19 protein-coding genes are annotated in these 19743 nt (G+C 37.1%); 13 read left to right on the forward strand and 6 right to left on the reverse strand.

Going from position 1 to position 19743, the window contains the following annotated elements; translation table 11 throughout:
- Positions 1-7 precede the first annotated feature (7 nt).
- Together V9G42_12300 and V9G42_12305 are read right to left on the reverse strand one after the other, a co-directional pair.
- Complete coding sequence (locus tag V9G42_12300; GenBank protein MEI2760202.1) at positions 8-2017, reverse strand: fumarate reductase/succinate dehydrogenase flavoprotein subunit; 2010 nt, start codon at positions 2015-2017, stop codon at positions 8-10.
- 15 nt (positions 2018-2032) lie between these two features.
- Complete coding sequence (locus V9G42_12305; protein MEI2760203.1) at positions 2033-2821, reverse strand: succinate dehydrogenase cytochrome b subunit; 789 nt, start codon at positions 2819-2821, stop codon at positions 2033-2035.
- A gap of 204 nt (positions 2822-3025) precedes the next feature.
- Between V9G42_12305 and V9G42_12310 the strand changes: the two genes are divergently transcribed.
- The 9 genes from V9G42_12310 to rpe all read left to right on the forward strand — a co-directional run bounded on the left by V9G42_12310 (position 3026) and on the right by rpe (position 9547).
- Positions 3026-3151, forward strand: a complete 126-nt coding sequence (locus tag V9G42_12310; protein ID MEI2760204.1) for a hypothetical protein — start codon at positions 3026-3028, stop codon at positions 3149-3151.
- 224 nt (positions 3152-3375) lie between these two features.
- On the forward strand, positions 3376-4221 hold the full coding sequence (locus V9G42_12315; GenBank protein MEI2760205.1) for a transketolase: 846 nt from the start codon (positions 3376-3378) through the stop codon (positions 4219-4221).
- A 25-nt stretch (positions 4222-4246) separates the two neighbouring features.
- Positions 4247-5626 carry a VWA domain-containing protein gene (locus V9G42_12320; protein MEI2760206.1) on the forward strand — a complete coding sequence of 460 codons (1380 nt, stop codon included), beginning with the start codon at positions 4247-4249 and terminating at the stop codon, positions 5624-5626.
- Between the two features lie 9 nt (positions 5627-5635).
- Positions 5636-6604 carry a transketolase C-terminal domain-containing protein gene (locus V9G42_12325; protein ID MEI2760207.1) on the forward strand — a complete coding sequence of 323 codons (969 nt, stop codon included), beginning with the start codon at positions 5636-5638 and terminating at the stop codon, positions 6602-6604.
- A 63-nt stretch (positions 6605-6667) separates the two neighbouring features.
- Positions 6668-7213, forward strand: a complete 546-nt coding sequence (locus tag V9G42_12330; GenBank protein ID MEI2760208.1) for a sigma-70 family RNA polymerase sigma factor — start codon at positions 6668-6670, stop codon at positions 7211-7213.
- Positions 7214-7243: 30 nt separating this feature from the next.
- On the forward strand, positions 7244-7681 hold the full coding sequence (locus tag V9G42_12335; protein ID MEI2760209.1) for a hypothetical protein: 438 nt from the start codon (positions 7244-7246) through the stop codon (positions 7679-7681).
- Between the two features lies 1 nt (position 7682).
- Entirely contained in the window at positions 7683-8144 is a 462-nt protein-coding gene (locus V9G42_12340; protein ID MEI2760210.1) for a hypothetical protein, read from the forward strand.
- Positions 8145-8422: 278 nt separating this feature from the next.
- Positions 8423-8809, forward strand: a complete 387-nt coding sequence (gene apaG / locus V9G42_12345) for a Co2+/Mg2+ efflux protein ApaG (GenBank protein MEI2760211.1) — start codon at positions 8423-8425, stop codon at positions 8807-8809.
- Positions 8810-8899: 90 nt separating this feature from the next.
- Positions 8900-9547: a ribulose-phosphate 3-epimerase gene (gene rpe, locus V9G42_12350; GenBank protein ID MEI2760212.1), complete on the forward strand. Its 648-nt coding sequence runs from the start codon at positions 8900-8902 to the stop codon at positions 9545-9547.
- A 3-nt stretch (positions 9548-9550) separates the two neighbouring features.
- On the opposite strand, the gene V9G42_12355 is transcribed toward rpe, so the two are convergent.
- On the reverse strand, positions 9551-10765 hold the full coding sequence (locus V9G42_12355) for an NAD(P)-dependent oxidoreductase (protein MEI2760213.1): 1215 nt from the start codon (positions 10763-10765) through the stop codon (positions 9551-9553).
- 133 nt (positions 10766-10898) lie between these two features.
- Positions 10899-13148 (reverse strand): tetratricopeptide repeat protein, encoded by a 2250-nt coding sequence (locus tag V9G42_12360; GenBank protein MEI2760214.1) that lies wholly within the window; start codon positions 13146-13148, stop codon positions 10899-10901.
- A gap of 235 nt (positions 13149-13383) precedes the next feature.
- On the opposite strand from V9G42_12360, the gene V9G42_12365 reads away from it, so the two are divergent.
- Together V9G42_12365 and V9G42_12370 are read left to right on the forward strand one after the other, a co-directional pair.
- The gene (locus V9G42_12365; protein MEI2760215.1) at positions 13384-14688 is read left to right on the forward strand and encodes a (Fe-S)-binding protein; all 1305 of its coding nucleotides are present in this window, start codon (positions 13384-13386) and stop codon (positions 14686-14688) included.
- A gap of 17 nt (positions 14689-14705) precedes the next feature.
- Positions 14706-15491, forward strand: a complete 786-nt coding sequence (locus V9G42_12370; protein ID MEI2760216.1) for a (Fe-S)-binding protein — start codon at positions 14706-14708, stop codon at positions 15489-15491.
- 3 nt (positions 15492-15494) lie between these two features.
- On the opposite strand, the gene asnB is transcribed toward V9G42_12370, so the two are convergent.
- Both asnB and V9G42_12380 read right to left on the reverse strand, forming a co-directional pair.
- A complete protein-coding gene (gene asnB / locus V9G42_12375) occupies positions 15495-17321 on the reverse strand; it encodes an asparagine synthase (glutamine-hydrolyzing) (protein ID MEI2760217.1) in 1827 nt (608 codons plus the stop codon).
- Positions 17322-17430: 109 nt separating this feature from the next.
- Positions 17431-18147, reverse strand: a complete 717-nt coding sequence (locus V9G42_12380) for a porin family protein (GenBank protein MEI2760218.1) — start codon at positions 18145-18147, stop codon at positions 17431-17433.
- 72 nt (positions 18148-18219) lie between these two features.
- On the opposite strand from V9G42_12380, the gene fabG reads away from it, so the two are divergent.
- Entirely contained in the window at positions 18220-18966 is a 747-nt protein-coding gene (fabG, locus tag V9G42_12385; protein MEI2760219.1) for a 3-oxoacyl-[acyl-carrier-protein] reductase, read from the forward strand.
- A gap of 10 nt (positions 18967-18976) precedes the next feature.
- A complete protein-coding gene (locus V9G42_12390; GenBank protein ID MEI2760220.1) occupies positions 18977-19642 on the forward strand; it encodes an L-histidine N(alpha)-methyltransferase in 666 nt (221 codons plus the stop codon).
- Positions 19643-19743: the final 101 nt, after the last annotated feature.

Below are 19743 nucleotides of genomic sequence, written 5' to 3' on the forward strand. Positions count from 1 at the left end.
TAAAATATTATTTATAACTACGTTGTGCAATTTTAATGTTTTCAAATTTCAACTCTTCCTTATTCATTTTCCATTGTGAATCACCGGTCAATTCCCAGGCAGCTGCAAAGGCAAAGTTGTCATCATCACGCATGGCTTCCCCTTCTTCGGTCTGATGTTCTTCTCTGAAGTGTCCTCCACATGACTCATTACGTTGCAATGCATCCATACACATCAATTCACCTAACTCAAGAAAATCTGCTACTCTGCCTGCTTTCTCCAATTCAGGATTGAACTCATTCATTTCACCAGGAATACGAACATCAGCCCAGAATTGCTTTCTCAGCTCTTGTATTTCTACTATTGCTTCTTTTAATGCAACTGCATTACGAGCCATGCCACATTTCTCCCACATTATTTTTCCAAGTTGACGATGAAAATGGTCAACTGATTTTGTTCCTTTGATATGCATAAGCTTTTGCAATGTTTCTCTCACACGATTTTCCGCAGCAACAAACTCTTCATGGTCGGTACTGATGGCTTTGGTTCTGATTTCGCTGCTGAGGTAAGCCCCAATAGTATAAGGAATCACAAAATATCCGTCAGCCAGACCTTGCATCAGTGCAGAAGCACCCAAACGATTTGCCCCATGATCACTAAAGTTAGCTTCTCCAAGTGCGTAAAGCCCGGGGACGGTGGTCATTAGATTATAGTCAACCCACAAGCCACCCATTGTGTAGTGCACAGCAGGATAAATCATCATCGGGTTATGGTAAGGGTCCACACCGGTAATCTGCTTATACATGTCAAAAAGGTTACCGTATTTTTCTTTTACTACTGCTTTACCTAAATCAAAAAGCTGCTCTTCTGTAGGATTCTCAATACTATTCATAGTAGCTTCCATTTTACCATACTTATACTTCATGTTATAAGCAAAGTCAAGATAAACAGCTTCACCAGTAGCATTAACGCCAAAGCCTGCATCGCAACGCTCTTTTGCAGCACGCGAGGCAACATCTCTAGGCACTAAATTACCGTAGGCAGGATATCTTCTTTCCAAATAGTAATCTCTGTCTTCTTCTTTTAAATCATTAGGGTTTAGTTTGCCTGCTCGAATGGCTTCTGCATCTTCTTTTTTCTTCGGAACCCAAATACGTCCATCATTTCTTAGCGACTCACTCATGAGGGTAAGTTTTGATTGATGTTCGCCTGATACCGGAATACAGGTTGGGTGTATTTGCGTGAAACAAGGATTTGCAAAATAAGCTCCATTCTTGTGAGCTTTCCATGCAGCAGTAACGTTGCTACCCATTGCATTGGTCGAAAGGTAAAACACATTTCCGTAACCTCCACTACACATCAGTACAGCATGTCCGAAATGTCTTTCTAATTCTCCTGTAATTAAATTACGGGCAATGATGCCACGGCACTTACCGTCTATTTTCACAATATCCAGCATCTCATGTCTGGAATACATGGTTACAGCACCCATTCCAACTTGCCGCATTAATGCGCTGTATGCTCCAAGAAGTAACTGTTGTCCGGTTTGTCCGGCAGCATAAAATGTACGTTGTACCTGTACACCACCAAAAGATCTGTTACTCAATAATCCACCATATTCGCGGGCAAAAGGAACTCCTTGTGCAACACATTGGTCAATAATATTTCCACTTACTTCGGCAAGGCGATATACGTTAGCTTCGCGTGAACGGTAATCACCGCCTTTAACCGTATCATAAAATAAGCGATAAATTGAGTCGCCATCATTCTGATAGTTTTTAGCTGCATTGATTCCTCCCTGTGCTGCAATACTGTGAGCTCTGCGTGCTGAATCCTGAAAGCAAAAAACTTTTACTTTATATCCCAACTCGGCAAGTGAAGCTGCTGCTGAGGCTCCTGCAAGGCCTGAGCCAATAACAATGATTTCAAGGTTTCTTTTATTGGCAGGATTTATCAATGGCACCGTTGAACGGTATTTACTCCATTTCTTTTCTATCTCACCGTCAGGAATATGTGCGTCAAGTATGTTGTTTGTCATAATTTTCAGTAAGTATTATCGGTTAATAAAAAAATATAGCGGCATTGCAGCAAAACTTGCCGGAATAATAATGGCAAAAACCCATGTGCCTATTGACTGTATTAGTCCATTGTATTTTCTGTGGTTGAGTCCTAAAGATTGAAATGAACTTTTGAAGCCATGATAAAGATGGAATGATACTGCTGCCATGCTAACAACATAAATAAGCACCATCCACCATTCTTTAAATTCGTCTTTAACCTCTTTATATAAATCTTTTACAATTACATATTTATGATCGCCAACAATCATCTCTTCCATTTTTGAACCCATTTTAAAACCGGCTTCCATTTCTTTTACTTCAACTAAGTTACCTGTAGTCAGTTCTGTCTTATACATGGTAAATGGAATATGTCCGAATTTATACTGATACCAAAAATCATTCAGATGGATAACAATAAAAAACAAAATCACAGTACCCAGCAAACCCATATTGCGTGATGCCCATTTGCTATTAGCCTTTCCATTATACATGGCATAAGATACCGGCCGTGCTTTTTTGTTTTCAAGCACCAGCATAATCCCTCTTATGGCATGTAATACTATTGTGATGTACAATAGATAAGATATAGTCTTAATGAAAGGATTGGTAGTCATTAAAACAGAATATTGGTTAAATGACAAACCTGAATCTGTTTTAAACAACTGGAGATTTCCACTTACGTGAACCACTAGGAATATACTTAAAAAAAGTCCTGTCAGCGCCATGATAACTTTCTTACCAATGGATGATTTAAACAGGCTAAGTACACTATTTGATGACATAGTAATTAATTTAAATTATTTTTAATTGATGCGCAAATGTATAGATTACGAAAACCAATTGCAATTCAAGTCACAGTATATTTCAAAAATTGAACCCTATGATTTTTATCAACACATAACTTATGGCCTGCTAAAAAATTTGCTGCCTCAAAATATTGCGAATTAAGTTCCTGAGAATTATCTTTGCAAAAATTATTTGAAACAATGGGACATCACCACGTAGAAGAAAAAGGACAGACGTTTTTATATGAAGGCGGCACTGGCGCATTTACTGCCGTATGGATGATTTTGGTTTTTGCCTTTTTATTCTTTCTGATATACTTAGGATAAGTAAAAATTATCAGCCATAACAAGCTGACTTTTTAAAACATACTACAATATTGTGGAAGTATGGCTTCCTATTGATGCCTCTATTTTATAAATCTTAATTCCTTATAGATTTAAAAGCTATTTTTTCTCCTCAAACTTTCCATACTGAGTAATGATTTTTTGTTAAAAACTTCCTTTTTGTTCAACACGCATTTTACCGAGTTTTGGAGCCTAATTTTTATCCCATGCCCACAACAGAACAGCTTGTTAAAATCAGCACTCAAGTCAGACGCGATATTGTTCGCATGATACATGCCGTTCAAAGCGGACACCCCGGTGGATCTTTAGGTTGTGCCGATTTTCTAACTGCCCTTTATTTTGAAATTATGAAACACAATCCAGCAGGTTTTAGCATGGATGGTAAAAACGAGGACCTCTTTTTCCTTTCAAACGGTCATATCTCACCCGTGTGGTATAGTGTCTTAGCCAGAAGCGGCTATTTCGATATTAAAGAATTATCAACATTCCGCAGCATCAACAGTCGTTTACAGGGTCACCCAACAACACATGAAGGGCTACCTGGTGTTCGTATGTCATCAGGGTCACTAGGTCAGGGGCTTAGTGTTGCTATTGGTGCAGCTCAGTCAAAAAAATTAAATAACGATAATACCATTGTTTATTCACTGCATGGTGATGGAGAGCTACAGGAGGGTCAGATTTGGGAAGCGATGATGTATGCTGCCGCTAAAAAAATTGATAACCTTATTGCTACAGTTGATTATAACGGCCAACAGATTGACGGTGCTGTGAATGATGTTCTTTCATTAGGCAACCTTAAAGCAAAATGGGAGGCATTTGGATGGCATGTGCTTCAGATGAATGGAAACGAAATGAAGCAAGTAGTTGAAACACTCCAAAATGCACGTCTGCATACAGGAAATGGCAAACCTGTCGTTATATTAATGACTACTGTTATGGGTTTTGGTGTTGACTTTATGATGGGTTCACACAAATGGCATGGCATTGCACCAAACGATGAACAGCTAAAACAAGCACTGGCACAACTGCCTGAAACCATTGGCGATTATTAATAGAATGTCGGTAAAAAAAATTATTATGCAGCTCTTTAGGAAACTTTTTTTCCTTCTGTTATATATTATTGTTTTTATATCAACTGTCGGGGCGCAAAAAAATAATTCATTACCTCTTACACGGATCGAGTTTTTATTTGATGCATCACAAAGCATGTATGCACAATGGCAAACAAATACCCGATTTGAAATAGCCAAAAAGCTATTGTCTGAGATGGTTGACAGCTTAGATAAAATTACCAATGTTGAAATGGCTTTGCGTGTTTATGGTCACACCAAAAAATTTCCACCACAGGATTGTGATGACACCAGACTTGAAGTTCCTTTTGGAAAGAACAAAGCCTATCTGATTAAAAAAAGACTATCGGAAATCAATCCAAGTGGTACAACACCCATTGCTCAATCGCTTAATGAATGTGGCAACGACTTTCCAGCCGACCCGGCACGAAATATTATTATTCTCATTACCGATGGTATAGAAGAATGTAATGGTGACCCGTGTGCAGTTTCGCTAATGTTACAACGAAAAGGAATTATTCTCAAACCTTTTGTCATCGGACTCGGACTTTCTAAAGAGTATAAAGACGTATTTAATTGTGTTGGCAATTATTATGATGCAGTTGATGAAACAGGATTCCGAACTGTTTTCAATGTTGTTATTTCACAAGCATTAAACAACACAACTGTTCAGGTTAACCTGCTGGATGAAAAACACAGGCCAACAGAAACCAATGTAAATATGACCTTTTATGACACCTACTCAGGGGCTTTACGCTATAATTTTATTCATACGCTGAATGCCAAAGGACTACCGGATACTTTACTGATTGATCCATTGGGTACTTATGATATTGTTGTAAACACCATTCCGCCTGTTAGAAAAGACAGCAATAAAATTGTTGCCGGCAAACACAACACTATTGGCATAGACTGTCCGCAGGGTGATTTGTTTTTAAAATTTGACGGCACAAGTGATTATAAAAACCTTCAATGCATTGTCAGAAAAAAAGACGACAGTCAAACCCTGCATGTTCAGGCTTTTAACACAACAACACGCTACCTCACCGGAAATTACGACCTTGAAGTATTATGTCTGCCAAGGCTAATTATCAATGATGTAAACATTGCACAGAGCAAAACCACTACCGTTCAGATACCAAATCCGGGTATGGCAACGTTTCAATCTGTTTCTGTTGGCTACGGAAGTGTATATCTGGAAAAAGACAACAAGCTTAACTGGGTTTGTAACCTTAGCGAAACCAACACCCACGAAAGTATATTACTGCAACCCGGAAACTACAGAGTAGTATTCAGACCAAAAATCTCGAAAGAAGCAATTTATACAATAGAAAAAACATTCCGCATCACCTCAGGATCGGGAATCACTGTTAACATCAACAAATAAAATTTTGCAATGAAAAAATACACTTTCACCGAAAAAAAAGATACCCGTTCAGGTTTTGGCGCAGGGTTGTTAGAAGTTGGGAAAGCAAACCCCAATGTTGTGGCATTATGCGCTGACCTTACAGGTTCGTTAAAAATGGATGCTTTTCAGAAAGCGTTTCCGGAGCGGTTTTTTCAATGTGGTATAGCCGAAGCTAATATGATGGGAATAGCTGCAGGCATGACCATAGGCGGAAAAATTCCTTTTACCGGAACGTTTGCAAATTTCTCCACCGGAAGAGTTTATGACCAGATAAGGCAATCAATTACTTATTCAGGTAAAAATGTAAAAATATGTGCGTCTCATGCAGGTCTAACATTAGGCGAAGATGGTGCAACACATCAGATACTTGAAGACATTGGCATGATGAAAATGTTGCCCGGTATGACTGTCATTAATCCATGCGATTATAATCAAACCAAGGCAGCCACCATTGCTATTGCAAAACATATTGGGCCTGTTTATTTGCGTTTTGGACGCCCATCCTGGCCGGTATTTATTCCTGAGAATACACCCTTTGAAATAGGTAAAGCATTATTGTTGAATGAAGGTAGTGATGTAAGCATTTTTGCCACAGGTCACTTGGTTTGGAAAGCTATTGAAGCCGGAATGGCACTTGCCGATATGGGCATTTCTGCTGAAATAATAAATATTCACACCATTAAACCTCTTGATGAAAAAGCAGTCATACAATCAGTTTCAAAAACCGGATGTGCAGTAACGGCAGAAGAACATCAGATAAACGGAGGGCTTGGAGATAGTATTTGTCAGTTATTGGCACGTCATTCGCCTTCACCAGTAGAAATGGTTGGAGTAAAAGACACATTCGGTGAAAGTGGAACACCTGATGCGCTTATGACAAAATACGGACTCGACAGTAAGAATATTGTCTTTGCTGTTGAACAGGTTTTGCAACGCAAAAAGGAATTGGCTGGCTAATTTTTTCCCTGTGAAACACCGGGAATCTTTTTTATTTAAAGAATAGGACAAATCGGTTTTTCATTGAATCACTACTCAGATAAGGAACTGCTAGAGCAATTTAATAACGGTAATGCCGATTATGCATTTAACCTCATTGTCAGGAAGTATCAGCAGAAAATTTATGCTCATGTAAGGCATTTGGTTGTAGATCATGACGATGCCGATGATTTGACACAAACCACATTTATCAAAGCATGGAAAGCCTTAGGAAATTTCAGGGCCGATGCACAACTTTATACTTGGCTTTACAGAATTGCTACCAATGAATGTTATACATTTCTGAAAAACAAAAGGAAACGTTTTTTTATTCCTATTCATGATGTTGAAGCAGAATTGACAGAAAAACCAGAGCATGAACCGTCTCTAAAAGCCAATGAATTAGAATTAAAACTTCAAAAAGCAATATTATCTTTACCGGAAAAACAGAGAGTGGTATTTTCTCTCAGATACTATGATGAAATGAAATACGAAGACATGAGCGAGGTTCTTGGCACATCAGTAGGTGCCCTTAAAGCTTCTTATCATCATGCAGCACAAAAAATTGAAAAATTCTTACAGTCATTTTAAACCTTTTTTAATTAAAAACATCAAATTACTATGAAAGATGAAATTTACAATGAATTGAAGGATAAAGCACCGTTGCTGTCATCAATAGAAAAGAAGCATCTTTTTGATACTCCAGAAAATTATTTTGAGCAGCTACCTTCAGCCATTCAACAAAAAATCAAACAGACTGAAACCAATACATTTAAAACTTTGTTCTCCAAATTGCTGAAACCGCAATTTGCAATAGGTTTGTCTGTAATACTTTTAGCTGGAAGTTTTTATTTGTATAATCAATACAAAACAGATAATAATCAATATGCCTTTGTTGCAGTAAATGTTGATTCTTTAAATGTTAATGAATTGAGCGACATGTTAGACACCGATCAGTTAGAATCTATTGCGCCTACAGATAACAATGCTGACGCTGAAACAATAAATTATCTTATTGAAAACTATAGTGACTTAAGTTATGATATCAACGACATTTAAAATGATGAAATCAGCAGGAATTGCAGCACTAATTATCCTTTTTGCAGGTATGGCAGTAGCGCAACCCGGTCAAAAGAAAATGGACAGAAGAAACAAGGCTGAAGCCATGAAAATTGGATTCATCACCAACAAACTGAGCCTAACACAAGACGAAGCAAAAAAGTTTTGGCCTGTTTATAATCAATTTCAAGATGAGCTAAGCACACTGCGACAAAAACGTAAAGGCGACAGACGAGGTGCCAGACAAGACTTTGATCAGTTATCTGATAAAGAAGTAGAAAAAGTTGTGGACGATGAAATTCTTTTCCGACAAAACGAATTGGATATTTTGAAAAAATATCATGCCCAGTTTAAACAAGTGCTGCCCATTAAAAAAGTTGCTATGCTTTATCAGGCAGAAGAAGATTTCAAGAAAGAATTACTACGTCAGCTTAAAGACAGAAGAGATACACAAGACAATTGATACTTATATAATGTTTAAAAACAAAAAAGCAGGAAACACCTGCTTTTTTGTTTTTAAAAGTAACATGCGAAGACAAAACTTCAATTAAAATTGATTTTCACCTTCATTTTTAACACTAATTTTAATAGTTTTCACCATAAAACTGCTTGCTTTAATAATGCCTATATGGCTAAATTTAACCTTCGCCCTGTAAAACAGCACTTTTACCAAAACAACCCCATTTTACTTAAAGGCACGTTTAATTTTACATCCATTATTTACAACAACACATCATGTATATGTCAACGGAGGTAACAGCGGGAATAAAAGTAACGGTTGAAACTTTTTTTCAACCCACCCACTCCAACCCTGTTCAACATCATTATGTATTCGCCTATAGGATTACCATTTCAAACGAAAGCGAAGAAAGTATTAAATTAAAACGCAGACATTGGTATATCATAGACAGCGATAATGCCAGACGTGAAGTTGAAGGCGAGGGTGTTGTAGGAGAACAACCGGTTATTGAACCTGGTCAGCTTTACCAATATGTTTCGGGCTGCAACCTGAATACGGAAATAGGAAAAATGTATGGCACCTATCTTATGGAACGCCTTAACGATAATAAAATGTTTTATGTTAAGATACCTGAATTTAGAATGGTTGTGCCTTCAAAAATGAATTAGTCCCAATAGTTATTTGATTTGAATTTTAAAAAGAGAGCCGTCAGGCTCTTTTTTTATGGATATTGGTTAGCTTTGCCAAAACATCTACTTATGCATCTCATTGCTCCATCAATTCTTTCGGCCGATTTTTCTCAATTAAGTGTTGATGTGACAATGATAAACACCAGCGTTGCCGATTGGTTTCATGTAGATGTTATGGATGGCGTTTTTGTACCCAACATATCTTTAGGATTTCCGGTGATAAAAGCCATTAAGAAACATGCTAAAAAGCCTTTGGATGTGCATCTCATGATTGTAAAACCTGAGAGATATGTTGAACAATTTAGGGAAGCAGGTGCCGATGTACTTACCGTTCATTTAGAAGCATCAACACATCTGCATCGAACCTTACAACAGATAAAAAAAGAAGGTATGAAAGCCGGAGTGGCCATAAATCCACATACTCCTGTAGCATCATTAAGCGATATTATTTTTGAAGCCGATTTAATTTGTATGATGAGCGTGAATCCCGGTTTTGGCGGTCAGAAATTTATAGAGAATACTTACAGAAAAATTCACGAGTTGAAAGAACTGATTGCCATTCACAACTCAAAAACACTTATAGAAATTGATGGTGGTGTTGACCTGAACAATTTCAAAAAACTTATTGCTGCAGGTGCTGATGTACTTGTTGCAGGAAATACTGTTTTTAGTTCTACTGACCCAAAGGCAACAATCGAGGTTCTTAAAAAAGGATAAATATCAGCTTATGTAATCTGTAAGATATGCAAACCGTGGAGTCAATTCACCATTACGAGCTATGGTTGCCCTATAAATCACATTTCCTTTATCATCACCTATCAAAAGGGGAATAATGCGTTCAATTAAATGCTTGCCAAAACCTTCAGATGCATCACGCGGTAATTCGCAAGGAAGATTATCAATAGACATGACTGTTATTGTATCTGTGCTGAATGCTTCTTCTTCTTTCTCATTTATGGGATTATAGCCATAAAATTTATCGTCAATAGTAGTTGCACGATGTGTAGAAGGAATACTCCCGTTAATATCGCAAGTTACATCAGCAATAACGCTGATACGGAATGTCGGACTACGCATGTCTTCTTTTGTAAACAGTGCAGCAGCATTAGGATTCCAATACGCACAATGCACCAATAAATCAGTGAATGAAGAATATGATCCGGGGTCGCAAAACGTACAATTATATTTTTCAGGATAGTGATAGAAGTCGGACTTCAAGAAATCAGACCCATCTTTTCGTTCGTAATAATTTTCGGAATGCAGCTGAACATAAACCGGTTCACGGAATGAATAATTCAGAAATTCGAAAGGAGTAACTTTTCTAATGTTTAGCATTCCCATTGTTTCAATTGCACCATTGGCAACACGTCCACCCCCTGTAATTACTATCTTAATATTCGGAAGTTTAATACTGTCTAACTCTTTATGCAATTCTTCAATACCAAAACTCTGATGTGCAGCTTTTAAATTAAACAGTCCATACTTTAAGCCATAGGCCATGATACCATTGTATGCCCCTACAATACCTGCATAACGTCCAAAACCAATAATGCGGTTTTCATGATCATCAACTAAGCATTCATAATCAACGAGTGTAATTTTATCCTCAATAATTTTCTTCAACATTTCGCGATTATGCGGTTGTTTTTTTATAGTGTGAGAAAAATAGAGATATTTTTTACCTGCAATTAGTTTATCTTTAGGAACTTCTTTGATACCAATGAGCATATCGCAATCTGATAAATCCTCCTGCAAAACAATTCCTTCCCTCCTATACTCATCATCCCTGAAAGCACGATAGTTGCAAGGTTGAATCACAACATCCACTCCAGGATAATCTGACATAATAGCTTTACATTGTTCAGGGCTAAATGGTACGCGTTTATCGTGTGGAACTTTTTCTTCCCTCAGTATTCCTATTTTAATTGTACTCATCGGATAAATAAAATCGTATGCAAAAGTACTTCATTAATGTAATTTTCAAACTAACATTAATCAGTTAAATATTACTGCTTTGTCAAAAATATTAATAAATAGCAATTTAAAAAATTGACACTACTTTTCCGGATTAACAAGGCAACACAACAACGAACTCTGTACCTTCTCCTTTTTTTGAGTTAACTTCAAAGACACCTCCATGCGACTCAATTATTTCATAGCTCAGGCTCAAGCCAAGTCCTGTTCCTTGCCCTGTAGGTTTGGTTGTAAAAAAAGGCTCAAATATTCTTTGCTTTAACTCTTCGGGAATTCCCCTTCCATTATCACGAACAGATATCTTAATTACTTGTTTACTGACTCTATCTATTATCTTCATAGAGGAAAATGTTGTCAGTACAATTTTTGGTATAAAATTTTCGCTCTCTTTTTTCAACTTCTCACATTCATGTACTTCATCAAATGCATTGGTAATCAAGTTGAGTATGACGCGAGAAATATCTTGAGCAACACAGTTAACCATAGGTAGTTTTGGCTCTAACTTAAAGACTAATTCGCAATTGAAATCCGGCACATTAGCTCTCATCCCATGATACGCCAGACTCAGATACTCTTCACAAATCAGGTTAATATCTGTAAGTTGTTTATCTCCACTACCGGTACGTGAATGTTTAAGCATATTCTTAACAATACTATCAGCTCGTTTTCCATGTTCGGTAATCTTCAACAAATTTTGCTTGAGGTGTACTCCTATCTCCTGTTGTTCTTCTTTATCTGTTGCTTCTAAAAACTCATCAATTAACTCACTGCTCAGTTCGGAATAATTATTTACAAAATTGAGTGGATTTTTAATTTCATGTGCAATTCCTGCTGTGAGTGCGCCAAGTGAAGCTAATTTTTCTTGTTGAACGAGTTGTTGCTGCGTTTTTTGCAAAGTATCATAAGCTTCCTGCAGTTTTTTGTTGGTTCTAAGTTTAAGCTTATATCGGTTATACAGCACCATTAATAAAACCAGCATAGTTAATGCCCCTGCTATAATTGAATTTCGCACTACCCGCTGCACTTCGCTTTTTCTGTTTTGCTCCACAATCAACAAGGCGTCCTTCTTATCATTCTCGTATTTAATCTGTTGCTCCAATATTTTTTTGGTACTCTCGGTGCTATTCGAGCTGTCTCTGTAAGATATGTACTGTTTATAATTTTTATAAGCATACTCCCAATTACCTGTTGCACTATCCAACACTTCTGATCCCTGATAATAGGCTGATAGCGGTACACGTGAATCAAGATTTTGGGCAACCAGATAGGCTTCATTAAAACTTTGCTTGGCGGCATCATATTGTTTGAGTTGTGTCTGGCAACTTCCTACCTTACTTAACGCCAGTGAAAGATCAAAATAATCAGATACCCCTCTGAAGGCTGTTGCTGCTTCAAGAAAATAAGGTAATGCATCTGCATATTTAAGTTGTTGCCAATAAACCTCACCCAAACTCTGTAAAGCAGTACCAATCAGATAACCATTATTTATGCCTTTGGCAATTGAGTAAGCTATCTTATTATTTTGTGTTGCTGCATCATAATCACCTTTCAGTATATAGATATTTCCAATACTTACATAAACAGTGGCAAGGTTGAACTTATCTTTCACTTCTTCAAAAACTCTGACTCCTTCAAAATAGTTTTTCAGCGCATTTTCGTAATTTCCTAAATCCTTATATGCATCACCAATATTAAATATTGCAATTGCTTTTCCATACTGATCTCCTAATTCTTCAAATATTTTAAGTGCTTTATAGTTAACTTTTACAGCATCAGAATATCTGCCCTGACTTTGATAGACAAACCCAAAGAGCAGATAGTTTCCTGCCAGCTTTCTTTTATCTCCGGTTTTTCGAAAAATGGAATCAGCTTTATTAAAATAAACTAAAGCTTCAGGGTATTTGCCCCAGTCAGCATAATCCTGACCAATGTAGGTGATGAGAGCTCCAATATTTGCTTGCTCACCCTTTTTAATATAATGAACCAAGGCATCATAATGATAACTTAAAGCCTGTTCAAACTTTCCCTTACGCCAGTACAATCGTCCACCTTCTGTTTTAACACTGGCAACACCCTCCTTCCATTGAATACTTTCTGCCAGCTTTAATGCAGGTTCTAAAAATAAAAATGCAGAATCCAGTTTTTCATCAATATAAACTGCCATTAAGTTGCAATACAGTTTAACCTTTGAGGTATCATCAGTCTCTATAGACAAAAGGTGCCTAAGTGAATCAGGATCTCTACTAAAAACATCGGCTTCTTCACCTGCAATAGGTATAGCTGTGCATACATTATATAGGCCTAGCAGAATACACAAAAAAACTGATAAGATTACTTTTTTCACAAACGTAACTTGGTAACAAATATAGAATGTTATTTAAATGCAGCAAGTCATAAAAAGAATAAAATTTTAATTTTTGATATAAGTACTCAATCTGCAAGCTTGTTTGAAAATAACACCTATGAATAACACTCCTATGAAAGATTCAAACTACTTAAACATTTCCGACCTCTAACTACTGCTGGTTTTTAATTAGCAATATTCAATTACATTTGCATCAATTGATTTACGCTAATACATGATTCAGGGAATAATCTTTACCATTGTGCTGGCTACCGGAATATTCATTTTCGGAAAGAGCATTAGACGCATCAGGCGAAATATTTTTTTAGGCAAACCTCTTGACAGGTCAGACAATGCTTCTCAGCGCTGGATGACAATGATTCGTGTTGCATTGGGTCAGAGCAAAATGACCGTTAGGCCTGTTGCAGCCTTTTTCCACTTGATAGTTTATGCAGGATTCATCATCATCAATATTGAAGTACTTGAAATAATAATTGATGGAATTTTTGGTACACATAGAATATTATCTTTTATGGGTGGCTTTTATGATTTTCTCATAGGGTCATTCGAGATACTGGCAGTTTTGGTAATTATAGCATGTGTCGTGTTTTTGGCAAGAAGGAATATTCTAAAACTAAAACGTTTTTGGAGCAAGGAAATGACATCTTGGCCACGTAGTGATGCCAACATTATTCTTTTTACTGAAATTATTTTGATGTCTTTATTTCTGACTATGAATGCATGTGACTTTCTATTGCAACAATCAGGTGAAGCGCATTATATAAAGGCAGGTTCTTTCCCGGTAAGCAGCGTACTAAGCAATTTATTTACCGGTGTGTCTGCCTCATCATTAATTATTATTGAAAGGTTTTGCTGGTGGGCACATATCATAGGCATACTTGCATTTATGAACTACTTGCCCTTCTCTAAACATTTTCATATTCTGATGGCATTCCCAAATACCTATTACAGTAATCTGAACCCAAAAGGAAGATTAACAAACTTAGAGAGTGTTACCAATGAGGTTAAGCTAATGATGGATCCATCATTGCCTCCTCCTCCACCTACTGAAACTCCTATGCGCTTTGGTGCCAGAGATGTGCGCGATCTTAGTTGGAAACAATTGATGGACGCCTATACCTGCACAGAATGTGGCCGATGCACTTCTGTTTGTCCTGCAAATACAACAGGCAAATTATTATCTCCAAGAAAGATTATGATGGACACCCGTGACCGCCTTGACGAAGTAGGAAAAAATATTGATAAATTCGGAAAGGAACATGACGATAATAAGGCTCTGCTAAACGATTATATTTTACCTGAGGAGTTATGGGCCTGCACAACCTGTAATGCCTGTACTGAAGCATGTCCTGTAAATATTGATCCCCTCTCGATCATCATTGATATGAGAAGGTATTTGGTAATGGAACAATCGCAAGCTCCGGCAGAACTCAACGGCATGTTTACTAAAATTGAAAATAATCAGGCACCATGGCAGTTTTCACCTGCTGACCGCCTGAATTGGAAAAATGAAGATTGATTAGAAAATAATACACCATGACCTTAAAAGTAAGAACAATGGCTGATTTTCTTGCGGCCAATGAATCACCAGATATATTATTTTGGGTTGGATGTGCCGGAAGTTTTGATCAGCGTGCACAAAAAATCACAAAAGCAGTTGCAAAGATTTTAAACTCTTGTAATATTTCATTTGCTGTTCTTGGTACAGAAGAAAATTGCAATGGTGATCCAGCCAAACGCGCTGGTAATGAATTTTTATTTCAGATGCAGGCGTTGATGAATATTCAAATTATGAATGGCTATAATATTTCAAAAATTGTCACGGCCTGTCCACATTGTTTTAATACACTTAAAAATGAATACCCTCAGTTAGGCGGTCATTACGAAGTTATACATCACAGCATGTTACTTCAGCAATTGATTAATGATGGTAAATTGATTGTTAATGGCGGAAAATTTTTAGGAAAGAAAATTGTATTCCATGACCCTTGTTATTTAGGTCGTGGCAACGATGTGTACGAAGCACCTCGTGATGTGATTAAAAAATTGGATGCAGAATTATTTGAGATGAAACGAAGCCGTGCTAACGGATTTTGTTGTGGTGCAGGTGGCGCACAAATGTTTAAAGAGCCGGAAAATGGAACTAAAGACATCAATATTGAACGTACAGAAGAAATCTTGGAAGCCAAACCGGACTATGTGGCCGTAGGCTGTCCTTTTTGTATGACAATGCTTACTGACGGTGTGAAAAATTTCAATAAAGAAGATTCTGTAAAGGTGCTTGATATTGCTGAATTGATTGAAAAAGCAAACGACTTATAAATATCAACAGAAGTGTTTTTGCCAATAGGCTAATGTGCAAAGTCTCCAAACCAGCAAGGCATAGCTATTGTCGCCATTCTTATAGTCTGTAATTATTCTTTTTATCTTATTCTGATTCAGAAAATCGAGTTTACCAAAGTCGTTTTCTATTAAATGTGCCAAAGGACCTCTGAGCCATTTCACTTCTCCGGGAGTTACAAAACCTTTCTTATCCTTGCGCCAGGCAATTTTTGGTGGCAATACATTTTGTAAGGCACTGCGCATAATCCATTTGGTAAAAATGCCATTAGCTTTCTCTGCATTGCTTAAGCCAAATGAAAATTCTACCAAGCGGTGATCTAAAAACGGCACTCGCGATTCAATAGAAAATGCCATGCTGTTACGGTCTTCGTATTGCAGCAGTGATGGTAAGCTTGTATTAAAAAGAAGATGGTATAAAAAGTTATCAGTTCTGTTGCCATCAACCTTGTCTAACCAAAATGGAACATGCTTATCCTTACCCAAAAACGGATAATATTTCAGATATTCAAGTGCATATAATTTTTGTTCACTGTTTACAACACTCAATATACTTTTGCCTATATGTGCTAAATGCTGCATAGAAGATAATTCTTGATTCTTTGCCACAATGCCTGTCAGCGCCAGCGCCTGACTAACTTGTCCTGAAGAAAGCACATCGGCAACCATTCGATAAAAGGTATGTTTGTATCCTGCCAGATATTCATCAGCACCCTGACCATCCAACACAACTTTTATTCCTTGTTCTTTAATCAGTTTCATCAGAAAATATTGAGAAATAAAAGATGAACCTGTACTTGGAATATCAGCATGATATAAAGCATGATGGAAATGCTCCGCCACCTGACTATCGGTAGGTGAAAAATAATAAGGTTTCAGAGCAGGATATTTTTTCAGAACCTCATTCACAAAAGGTCGCTCATCAACATCACCCTTGCCTTCGTAATAAATGCTGAACGTCTTGTAAGACATTCCGGGATGCTGCTCTTGCACCATACTCACAATGGCACTGCTGTCTAATCCTCCGCTAAGGCAACTGGCCACAGGCACATCACTTCTATAATGCAACTTTACTGACTGAGAAAATAACTCATAAAACTCAGAGCACTTTTCATCAAAACTCTTATTGGAATAAACACCTGTCTGCAACGACCAGTAACGAAAGATTTTAATCTCTGCTTTATCACGATAAAACACCAGATTATGCGCTGCAGGTAATGCTTTGATAACATCAAAGTAGGTTTCATCCTCATAGCAGATCCACCCCATTTGCAAGCCACGCAACACCTGATACTGATTTATTTCATTTGAAAAAACAGGAGTAGGCTTCAATGCCTTGAACTCCGACCCAAAATAAAATTTATTATTGCTATTTATGTAGTAAAACGGTTTTATTCCGAATCTATCACGAGAGCAAAAAAGCTTATTTTCATGCTGATCCCACAAGGCAAATGCCCACATACCAACAAAATATTCAACACATTTTTCTCCCCACCGCTGATAGGCTTTTAAAATTACCTCTGTATCACTTTTTGTTTTAAAGACCTCTCCACTCTTTTCCAGTTCTGTTCTAATCTCAATGTAATTGTATATTTCTCCATTGTAAACAATTGTCAGGCCGTTGTCGTGCATAGGTTGATTGGCATTTGCACTTAAATCAATTATGCTCAGCCTATTGTGTCCGAGATGTATATTCTCATGGATGTATGTTTTACAGGCATCGGGGCCACGATGTGCTATGGCATTAAGCATTGTGGCAAGCAATTTCTCGCCATCACCTATTTCATCAACAAACCCTGCAATGCCACACATTTTTTTTACTTATAAAAATTTAAAATGATGCCAAAAATAAATAAACCTTAATCCATAAAAAAACCGCTCCAATATTGAAGCGGCTAATTTTATAATTTAATGGATGTTATTAATTTCCTGTAGGGATGGTATAAAGAACACCTAAATGAATACCACCATACACTCTTGAAGTTGTTTTATAACTGAATTTGCCGGAAGTACCATCTTTGAAATTTGCCCAATAAGTAGCTCCTGACATATCATCTATATCTGCTGCCATATCAATAGCATTGGAATATTTCTTGGTAACATCACTGAAACCATAACCTAAACGCATGCCTGCTGCCAAAGTAAATTGTTCGCTCAAATCAACATCCACACCAAATCCAATTACAATACCAACATTGGCCCCTTTAAGTGAACCTTTCACATTATGTGAATCGCCATCATCATCAACATCCTTGGCACTATTGAGAAAACTGAACTGAGGTCCAAATTCAAAATAACCACCTTTATCACCACCTAAACGAAGCAATAATGGCACATCCATATAACGCAATTTTAAAGTAAGTTGTTCATTACCATCATTCAAATCATACTTCTGATTGTGACCGGCACGCATAATACCTAATTCTAATCCCAATTTGTCATTAAAATAATACTGAGTTTTCAAACCGAACTGACCGCCAAAAGACATGGCAACATTTAAATCGTCATCAGCATCGAAAACATTTTTATTCATCAGCCAGGTGCTGTTAAAGCCACCACCTAAACCAATTTTAAATTTTTGTGCGTTTACGGTTAACGCCATTGCTACTAAAGCAACACTGAATAATAGTTTTTTCATCACTTTTAAAGTTTAGCTATATATTTGAACCGCAAATGTAGAACTTTAATTCAATTGTCAAAATCTAATGGTATGAAATTACTCGAAAACAAAGTTGTATTAATAACCGGTGCTTCACGTGGTATTGGAAGAGGCATTGCACTCATGTTGGCACAACATGGTGCACATATTGCTTTTACCTATTTGTCTTCACCTGAAAAAGGCATGGAGCTGGAAAATACTTTAAAATCACATGGTGTAAAAGCTAAAGGCTATCAAAGTGATGCTTCACAGTTTAATGCAGCCGAACAATTGATAAATCAGGTTTTGGTTGATTTTGAAAAGATAGACATTTTGGTAAACAATGCAGGTATAACACGCGATAATTTGTTGATGCGAATGACGGAAGAGCAATTTGATGAAGTTATACGCACAAATCTTAAATCTTGTTTTAACACCACAAAACATATTCAAAAGTCAATGCTTAAACAGCGCTCGGGCTCTATTATCAACATTACCTCTGTTGTTGGAGAAAAAGGTAATGCCGGACAAGCAAACTATGCTGCAAGCAAGGCTGGAATGATAGGTTTTACAAAGTCTGTAGCATTAGAATTAGGCTCCCGAAATATTCGTTGTAATGCCATAGCCCCGGGTTTTATTGAAACTGAAATGACCGGAGCCTTAGACCCGGCAACAGTAAAAGGTTGGACAGATGTTATACCTATGAAACGTGGTGGAACAGTGGATGACATTGCTAATGCAGTATTATTTTTTGCATCTGACTTAAGTACCTATATAACCGGACAAGTACTACATGTGAATGGAGGAATGTACACATAAAGCATAAGAAGTGGCTGAGTTTGTTCCATCACTACGCTTTCACTTTCTTACACCTTTTTATAATTTCCTTTTTGGTATTTTGTTGCCTGAAAAAAAATTACGAGATGTTATTATCAACATAATTGAAACAGTAAAAAATGATAGTTTAATTGAGTTGGGTTGCAGTACAGGTGGTCTTACCCTGCCCATTGCAAAAAAATTCCCCGCTGCACGGATTTACGCAGTTGATGTTGATAAAAAAGCACTGTCCATTTTGGAGCGGAAGTTGAATAAATTACCGCAACATAGAATTTCTCTGATTAATGTGCCTGCTTCGCTTTTGCCGTTTGAAAATAAAAGCAACACTACAGTAGTTGCAAGTTTGTTGTTCTGCAATTTAATTCCGGATGAAAAAATTAAAACCTTGCAGGAAATAAAACGAATATTGACCAATGACGGACATTTGATTATAATGGATTGGGGAAAACCTCAAACTATTTTTTCGGCAGCAGGGTTTAAGGTCTTGCAATGGGTTGGAGGTCATAAAACTACTGATGACCTAAAACAGGGAAAATTCAAAGGGTTGTTGAGGAATCAGGGATTTACTGTTGCTGAGAAGAACTATATCAATACCGGCTTTGGAACACTATATTTTTATGATGCAGGGCCAGAATTACAGTCAAATCAATTTGAATAATTTTTTTAACAAATCTCCGTCTTTTCTCCCTGTAATCACTCAATTGGCTAAATTTTTACATCCTGATTTTCAAACTACAATTTGCCATCGGGCACATACAC

This window comes from Bacteroidia bacterium (assembly GCA_037045145.1).
Lineage (GTDB): Bacteria > Bacteroidota > Bacteroidia > AKYH767-A > OLB10 > OLB10.

What these genes read in the sequence shown, in the direction of transcription:
- V9G42_12300 (MEI2760202.1), bottom strand. Translation starts at nt 2,017, where the DNA reads ATGACAAACAACATACTTGACGCACATATTCCTGACGGTGAGATAGAA.
- V9G42_12305 (MEI2760203.1), bottom strand. Translation starts at nt 2,821, where the DNA reads ATGTCATCAAATAGTGTACTTAGCCTGTTTAAATCATCCATTGGTAAG.
- V9G42_12310 (MEI2760204.1), top strand. Translation starts at nt 3,026, where the DNA reads ATGGGACATCACCACGTAGAAGAAAAAGGACAGACGTTTTTATATGAA.
- V9G42_12315 (MEI2760205.1), top strand. Translation starts at nt 3,376, where the DNA reads ATGCCCACAACAGAACAGCTTGTTAAAATCAGCACTCAAGTCAGACGC.
- V9G42_12320 (MEI2760206.1), top strand. Translation starts at nt 4,247, where the DNA reads ATGCAGCTCTTTAGGAAACTTTTTTTCCTTCTGTTATATATTATTGTT.
- V9G42_12325 (MEI2760207.1), top strand. Translation starts at nt 5,636, where the DNA reads ATGAAAAAATACACTTTCACCGAAAAAAAAGATACCCGTTCAGGTTTT.
- V9G42_12335 (MEI2760209.1), top strand. Translation starts at nt 7,244, where the DNA reads ATGAAAGATGAAATTTACAATGAATTGAAGGATAAAGCACCGTTGCTG.
- V9G42_12340 (MEI2760210.1), top strand. Translation starts at nt 7,683, where the DNA reads ATGATGAAATCAGCAGGAATTGCAGCACTAATTATCCTTTTTGCAGGT.
- apaG (MEI2760211.1), top strand. Translation starts at nt 8,423, where the DNA reads ATGTCAACGGAGGTAACAGCGGGAATAAAAGTAACGGTTGAAACTTTT.
- rpe (MEI2760212.1), top strand. Translation starts at nt 8,900, where the DNA reads ATGCATCTCATTGCTCCATCAATTCTTTCGGCCGATTTTTCTCAATTA.
- V9G42_12355 (MEI2760213.1), bottom strand. Translation starts at nt 10,765, where the DNA reads ATGAGTACAATTAAAATAGGAATACTGAGGGAAGAAAAAGTTCCACAC.
- V9G42_12365 (MEI2760215.1), top strand. Translation starts at nt 13,384, where the DNA reads ATGATTCAGGGAATAATCTTTACCATTGTGCTGGCTACCGGAATATTC.
- V9G42_12370 (MEI2760216.1), top strand. Translation starts at nt 14,706, where the DNA reads ATGACCTTAAAAGTAAGAACAATGGCTGATTTTCTTGCGGCCAATGAA.
- asnB (MEI2760217.1), bottom strand. Translation starts at nt 17,321, where the DNA reads ATGTGTGGCATTGCAGGGTTTGTTGATGAAATAGGTGATGGCGAGAAA.
- V9G42_12380 (MEI2760218.1), bottom strand. Translation starts at nt 18,147, where the DNA reads ATGAAAAAACTATTATTCAGTGTTGCTTTAGTAGCAATGGCGTTAACC.
- fabG (MEI2760219.1), top strand. Translation starts at nt 18,220, where the DNA reads ATGAAATTACTCGAAAACAAAGTTGTATTAATAACCGGTGCTTCACGT.